Source organism: Chamaesiphon sp. VAR_48_metabat_403 (assembly GCF_031422475.1).
In the GTDB taxonomy this organism is placed as follows: Bacteria; Cyanobacteriota; Cyanobacteriia; order Cyanobacteriales; family Chamaesiphonaceae; genus Chamaesiphon.
Genome location: NZ_JANPLS010000510.1, coordinates 1 through 6,979, shown reverse-complemented (window position 1 = coordinate 6,979; position 6,979 = coordinate 1). Strand labels below are relative to the sequence as shown.

Here is a 6,979-nt window from a genome sequence, read left to right as displayed (position 1 = left end):
GTGTTTCGCCAATTGGTAGCAGGTTCGAGTCCCGCACTTTTAACAAAACCCTCCAGCCACAGAGGTTAAATTTAGGCACCTTACTTAGGATAAGGCGGCGCAAGCCGAACCAAGCCAAAGGTTAAATCAGGCACCTTCCTTCCACGAAGTTGGCGCAAGCCAAAAAACGGTACGAGAGCAATCTCAATATGGTTCGAGTCCATTTTTTCAACTCTGTAAGGTTGGCGTTTTGCCAAAATTTAGTCGCCTAGCGGCTGAATTTGGCAGCAGTTTGGTACTAGTGCGATCGCGTGCATCTTTTATTTGAGTATTTTCCTTCAGCTACTATTATTGGCGTTCCTGCGGGAACGATGGTATTAGTACGAACGATATATCTGCCGATCGAGAACACAGCTTTGTCTTAGGATAAAACTTGAATATCGATCTGTCTTAATCTAATTTTAGATAAACTTTTCGTCCGTCATCAGACTGTCTCAAACGCCAGCATTTGCGGGGTTAACATCAGCAAAAACTTCTAATTCTATTCTCCATCGTAGGTTGGGTAGAGCAAAGCGTTGGCGAAGCCTCTCCCTCAGGAGACAACCCAACAAATTATATGTTCAAGACTTTTTACATCAAACCTCACGAGCGAGGTTTCTTATATAACCAGAGCGACTTTAAGGCGATTTTATTGCCCGGTACGCATCGTTATTTCGGCTGGAATTGGAGCGTCAAAACTTACGATCTCAATCAGCCAGAAGCCCAGATCGAGCAATTAGAGCTGTTATTGCAAACCGATCGCGCTAAACTAGAGCAACATCTGACGATCGTCCAGACAGCGTTCGACAGAGTGGCATTACTCCAATTCAAGCAAAACTGGATCGTAGTTGCTCCCAACCAATTACGCACTTTTTGGAAAGGGTTTATTACCATCGATGTGCGGTACTTTAATCTTTCGGAAAGTATTGAATTACCAGCAGATTTAGTCGAAAAAACGCGGGGAATTGCCCTGAGTGGTATTAAAAAGTTCCAGGTATCCGAATCGGAAATCGGTTTAATGTACGTGCAGCATAATTTCGTGCGTCCATTAGGCACGGGTGAATATGCGTTTTGGTCGTCATCTAAAGATTTACAATTTAAAACCCTCAATCGGACGATCGCGAATCCCGCATTCCCCGATGAAGATGTTTTAATCGATCTCCATCCCGAATTTATTTCTGAATATTGCACCGTTGCTGAAACATTGGCACAACAAGTCGCCATCGTGCGCGATAAACAACAACCGATCGCCATTTTACCGCCCCACAGTCGCAAATTATTTTGGCAAGGCGTGACGGTAGAAACGATCGATATTAGTACCAATTCGCAACTTTCACCCCAATTAGTTGCCGAATTAGTATCGGGTAATGACAAAATTAAAAAGCTCGCCAGCGATGCCTTACACCTCCGGGAAGTGCCCGTGCAGCACTTAGGATTCTTGTATATCGATCGGGTATTTCAGAGCCAACTAGAGCCAGGAATCCATGCCTGGTGGACATTCAATCGATCGTTCGGATCGATCGCGATGGATATGCGCCTGCAAAATATGGAAGTTTCGGGACAAGATATTCTCACTAAAGATAAAGTCCCCGTGCGGCTCAATCTGACGGCTGGGTATCGGATTAGCAACCCGTTACAGGCGATGAATAACTTGGCAGATATCAACGGCTTTATCTATAAAGAGCTACAATTTGGCTTGCGGGGAGCCGTCGGCGAGCGAACTTTGGATGGATTGCTAGAAGATAAAGGCACGATCGATCGCGATATTGCCGAATATATCCGCGCTAAAACTGCCGAATATGGCATCTTGGTAGAATCCGTCGGCGTGAAAGATATTATCTTACCTGGAGAAATCAAAACCATCCTCAGTAAAGTAGTCGAAGCCGAGAAATCCGCTCAAGCGAATGTCGTGCGCCGTCGGGAAGAAACCGCCGCGACTCGGAGTATGCTCAATACTGCCAAAGTGATGGAAGAAAATCCCGTCGCGCTGAGATTGAAGGAGTTAGAAATCTTAGAACGGATTGCCGAAAAGATCGATCGCATTCAAGTCAATGGTGGTTTGGACAATATCTTAACCGATCTGATTAATATCAAGAAGTAATCTTTGAGGTTGGGTTACCCCTTAACAACCTCATAAAGGGGAGGGGGCTTTTCCGGCTCCCTCCCCTTTATAAGGGGAGGGCTGGGGTGGGGTAAACAACCTTCGCAACAACTCCAACAACTTGTGGATGCACAGTAGGGGCTGGGGTAAAAGACTACGCATCGTCGCCATTAGACTTTCGTATCCAAGGTACCTTTCCAAACGGGAATTTTTGCTAAGATTTCGATTGGTGCGATCGCAGCTTGGTTGAGATAAATCACAATTTAGTCAGTTCGATCGCTTTTTTAGAAATAATTATTCTAAGTTAGCCTCGAATGAAATATTTTCCTGATGAACATAGTTAAAAAAAATTGGCTCAGAATCGCTGCAATCGCACTTTTCCTAGCTATACTCTGTCTCTCACCATTACCCAGTTTTGCCAAAGTACTCACTCCTGACTGGAGCTATCAAGGCGAGACAAATCCTCAGAATTGGGGTAAACTGACGCGCGACTTTGCAACATGTGAAATCGGGAAAAAGCAATCGCCGATCGATATTGTTGGTGCGGTTAAAGGAAAACCAGTCCAAATGGTATTTAATTATCAAGCGTCGCCTGTAGAGATAGTTAATAACGGACATAGTATTCAAGTTAATTATGCACCGGGCGGGACGATCGATATCGATGGTACTGCATATTCGCTCCTGCAATTTCATTTTCATACCCCCAGCGAACACCAAATTGCTGGCAAAACTGCGGCGATGGAATTGCATCTGGTTCATCGTGATGCCGCAGGTAAATTAGCGGTAGTGGGCGTAATGATAAATGCAGGTAAAGAGAATCCTGCGATCGCTAAAATTTGGAATGCGATTCCGCCGACTGGTAAAACAAATCCGATCGATAGTGACAATTTCGATATTACTAATCTCTTACCATTGCATAAATCTTACTATAGTTATGCCGGATCGCTGACTACTCCGCCTTGTAGCGAGGGCGTTAACTGGGCTGTTTTGACAGAACCAATTACGGTTTCTCAAGCCCAGATTCGTAAATTTGAACAACTCTATCCGATCGATGCTCGTCCGGTTCAATTAACAAATACTAGAAAAATAGAATTACACGAAACCTTGTAAGCTAAACCGATCTTGCGATCTCATCTGAGATTTCTTGTCTCAAATTAGTCCGCGAAGGCGGACTTTGCATCACTAGCGGCGACTTCAGTCGCTGACTAACCAAGTCGTATTGCAAACCGATCGATTGATTTTTAAGAATTATTCTTTTAATAATCGATCGTATTTAAAACTTCGATCGCCTCGATAGCCAGTCAATTCACTCAATCGAGCGAGTGTTTTGACTCCAGCATCTAGTTTTCCCCGAATTTTCCAAGTGGGAAAGCCTTTAATTCCAGCTTTAGTGCAAACTTTTGGTTGCGGATTTTTACGAGCATCTTCAGCACATTCTACATGTTTGACGATCGACCAGGCTTTTTTGCCAAATAACTGTTTTTGTTCGTAGCAATGCGGACACCAATAGGCACCATACATCTTGACACCTCGATCGCTCAGATGCCTTGCCAAGCCAATTTCCGCAGTTCCAGATGTAGATGTAATTTTCCAGCCGACTCCTGGTGTAGGAGCTGTAACGGGTGAGAGCGAATCGATTTCTGCACCGATCTCTGGTTTGGTGGCGTTAGCAACAGGTAGATGAGCGGATGATAAATAAATTGTCAGATACATGGCTAGAACTGCGATCGATCCGACTAGCAATCTAGTATATTTTGAGATTGAAAAAAAGTAACGGCGCATATTCAGTAAGACCTTTTGTTGGCTGTTAACGACAGAATGCGGATTGCAGCAGTTTTATTTTTAAAAACCACCATCAGATTCAAGATCTGGAGATCGAGTGGACAGATCGATTTGGTTAATGATAATGTGTGACAGGATAGTGCAATCGACCCATTTATGGCAATAGTTTGGAGCAGCGAACAAATTGTAGCATTGGCACCGGACGCGGGATCGGTTAAAAATGGCAAAGCTTTAGCCACTGCTAGTAAGTGGCAGAATTTGGGCGGTACCGAGCGCGTTTTGTGGGGCGAATGTCAAGGGAGCGGGAAGAATCCCTATCAGGCTCAAATCGACCTCTCGGAGCCAGCTTTTAAATGTAGCTGTCCCAGCCGCAAGTTTCCGTGCAAACATGGATTGGGTTTATTTTTGCTCCATACCAGCCACACGAATTTATTTACGCAAGCTGCACCGCCAACTTGGGTGCAAGATCGGATCGATAAACGATCGCAAACCGCGCAAAAGAAGGAAGAGAAGCAAAAGGCACCTGTCGATGAGGTGGCTCAAGCCAAACGCCAGCAAAAACGATCGGATAAAGTTGGCGCGGGGATTGCCGATTTAGATTTGTGGCTGCAAGATTTAATGAGCGCGGGATTGGCTGAAGCACAGGCGCAGTCTTATAGTTTTTGGGATGGCATGGCGGCGCGATTGGTAGATGCTCAAGCCCCAGGTTTAGCCCGACGGGTGCGACAATTAGCCGGGGTAGCCAATAGTGGTGCGGCGGATTGGGCGAGTCAGTTACTTATCGATCTCAGTCAGATTCATCTGATTATTCAGGGCTACCAGCGTCAGGAAAGCCTCTCGCCTGAGCTAGCGGCAGAAATCAGAACGCAGATAGGTTGGACGACTTCTCAGGACGATTTGCTAGGGCTATTGCAACGCGAGGAAATTACCAGCCACCAAGATGATTGGTTGGTGATGGGCAAAAGCTTGAGTCTCGATCCTACCAGCAATCTGCAAACTCAGCGAATCTGGCTGCGTGGTCAAAATAGCGATCGCGATGCCTTAATTCTCAATTTTGCCGTTCGCAACCAACCGTTAGATGTAAGCTGGTTGCCCGGTTCCCTAGTACCCGCAGGAGCGATCTTTTTCCCTAGCAGTTACCCGCTCAGAGCGATCGCGATCGAGCGGCAAGATGCCCGACAGCCAGCAACCATCGCGGGAGATGCGACAATCGAACTAGCGATCGATCGTTATCGGCAAGGATTAATTCAAAACCCTTGGCTGGAGGCATTTCCACTCTTCATGCAAGATGTCATACCCAGTTATTACGATGGCAATTGGTCGATCGTAGATCGAGATAATAACTATTTACCGTTACAAATAACCGATCTCGTCGGTTGGCAAATTTTAGCATCGAGCGGGGGTCATCCGCTAACTTTGATGGGAGAATGGAACGGGCACAAATTACGACCGTTAGGTATTTGGCACGATCGCAATTTTTGGCAAGCTAATACTGGGGAGGTGTGGTGATGAATGCTTGGGAAACTCTAGTTGCGAGTGCATTGGTAGGAACTATCCGACAGGAACCGACAATCGATCTGACACATCCAGCTCTGCGCGATTATTCAGAACGATTAACCAGTCAATCGGCGACACTCCGCATCCTCAGCGCGGCGGGATTACTGGCTACTTATGAATCTGTCGGCAACAGCCCAGCATCAGCAACCGCACCATTATTAACCCCCGCCGCTGCGGATACATTAACTCGCTGCTCGCCTTCCACCACTCGATATTTAAGCGAAATTTTAAATGATAGTAAATACGAGCCAATTTTACCCGAACTATTACGACTGCTAGCAAAATCGGGGCAAACAGTCCCTCCAGATTTTCTACCATTACTACTAGATTTAGGTAAACGCGAACGAGATTTACGATCGGCAATATTACCAATTTTAGGCGATCGCGGGCAATGGTTAGCCAATCAAAATTCCAAGTGGAAATATGCGATCGATCGCTCAAATCTAGCTCCAGATCCGATCGAACTGCAAGAAATTTGGCTGACTGGTACCCGTGCCGAACGTTCAGCCGCACTAACTAAATGGCGACAATTTCAACCGATCGAATCTTGCCTTGCCGTAGCCGCTAGTTGGAAACAAGATAAAGCAGACGATCGATTAGCCTGGTTAGAAGTATTGCAAACTAAGTTAAGTTTAGCAGACGAAGAATTTCTGGAAATAGCCTTATTCGATCGTAACGAATCTGTACGTCTTGTCGCAGTTCACTTGCTAAATCAATTACCCAGTAAATATCGCCAACGATTAACTAAATTAGCCGATAAATGTTTGACGATCGAAGAGAATGGTAATAATTATAAAATCGAGATTAATTATCCCAAAGCTGGTAATAAGGAATGGCAAGATGCTGGTATTAATGATAAAATAAGCAGGGGTAATAATCAGAATGAAGGTAATATATCTGATGAAGAATGGCGATTCTTACAAGTTATCAGTGCCACAGACCTAAATATTTGGTCTGGAAACATCGATCTACTTGTAAAAACTGCGGTAAATCTCAATCTGAGTTTTGCACTTTTAAGAGGCTGGACAAAGGCAGCTTGCTATCAAAAAAGAACAGATTGGATTAAGGTATTGTTGATCCAAGCTAATTTAGGAATAAATAGTGTACGCCAGCTTTTACAATCCCTATCTAAAGACATGCTGGATTTAGAGACAGAATTTTTTAGTAGAATTTTGATTGCGGATGACTTCATAAATAATATTCATACAAGTCTAGAAATAATGATGAGCCACAATCAGGAATGGAGTCCTGAAATTAGTAGCTTAGTCATACGACAATTTCACAAATATATCCATAAACGTAGTCTTTCATCTAATATTTACTATCGAGAACAAAATCTCTCCGATCTGCTGGGTCAATATTTAGATGTTAGCGTATTGCCAGAGCTTCAGCAGAGGCAAGCAGGATTGTCACTTGAGAATTTTAGTTATAACAACTGCATCGAACTACTGGAATTTCGACGAGACATGCGATCTGCTTTTAATACTGCTTAGGAATGAGGATTTAATAATATACAAATCT

Annotated in this window: 5 protein-coding genes; 4 read left to right on the top strand and 1 reads right to left on the bottom strand. The window is 44.4% G+C overall.

The features are described 5' to 3' along the window. The first annotated feature begins 595 nt into the window (after positions 1-595). Both RMO79_RS23850 and RMO79_RS23845 read left to right on the top strand, forming a co-directional pair. The gene (locus tag RMO79_RS23850) at positions 596-2,119 is read left to right on the top strand and encodes a slipin family protein (protein ID WP_310485763.1); all 1,524 of its coding nucleotides are present in this window, start codon (positions 596-598) and stop codon (positions 2,117-2,119) included. Positions 2,120-2,449: 330 nt separating this feature from the next. Further along, positions 2,450-3,229, top strand: a complete 780-nt coding sequence (locus RMO79_RS23845) for a carbonic anhydrase family protein (RefSeq protein ID WP_310485762.1) — start codon at positions 2,450-2,452, stop codon at positions 3,227-3,229. A 138-nt stretch (positions 3,230-3,367) separates the two neighbouring features. On the opposite strand, the gene RMO79_RS23840 is transcribed toward RMO79_RS23845, so the two are convergent. Beyond that, on the bottom strand, positions 3,368-3,901 hold the full coding sequence (locus RMO79_RS23840) for a hypothetical protein (protein ID WP_310485761.1): 534 nt from the start codon (positions 3,899-3,901) through the stop codon (positions 3,368-3,370). Between the two features lie 156 nt (positions 3,902-4,057). Here RMO79_RS23840 and RMO79_RS23835 point away from each other — a divergent pair, with 156 nt between their 5' ends. Both RMO79_RS23835 and RMO79_RS23830 read left to right on the top strand, forming a co-directional pair. Then, positions 4,058-5,410: an SWIM zinc finger family protein gene (locus RMO79_RS23835; RefSeq protein ID WP_310485760.1), complete on the top strand. Its 1,353-nt coding sequence runs from the start codon at positions 4,058-4,060 to the stop codon at positions 5,408-5,410. Then, positions 5,410-6,951 (top strand): DUF5691 domain-containing protein, encoded by a 1,542-nt coding sequence (locus tag RMO79_RS23830; protein ID WP_310485759.1) that lies wholly within the window; start codon positions 5,410-5,412, stop codon positions 6,949-6,951. Before RMO79_RS23835 ends, RMO79_RS23830 begins: the two co-directional genes overlap by 1 nt. Positions 6,952-6,979 lie beyond the last annotated feature (28 nt).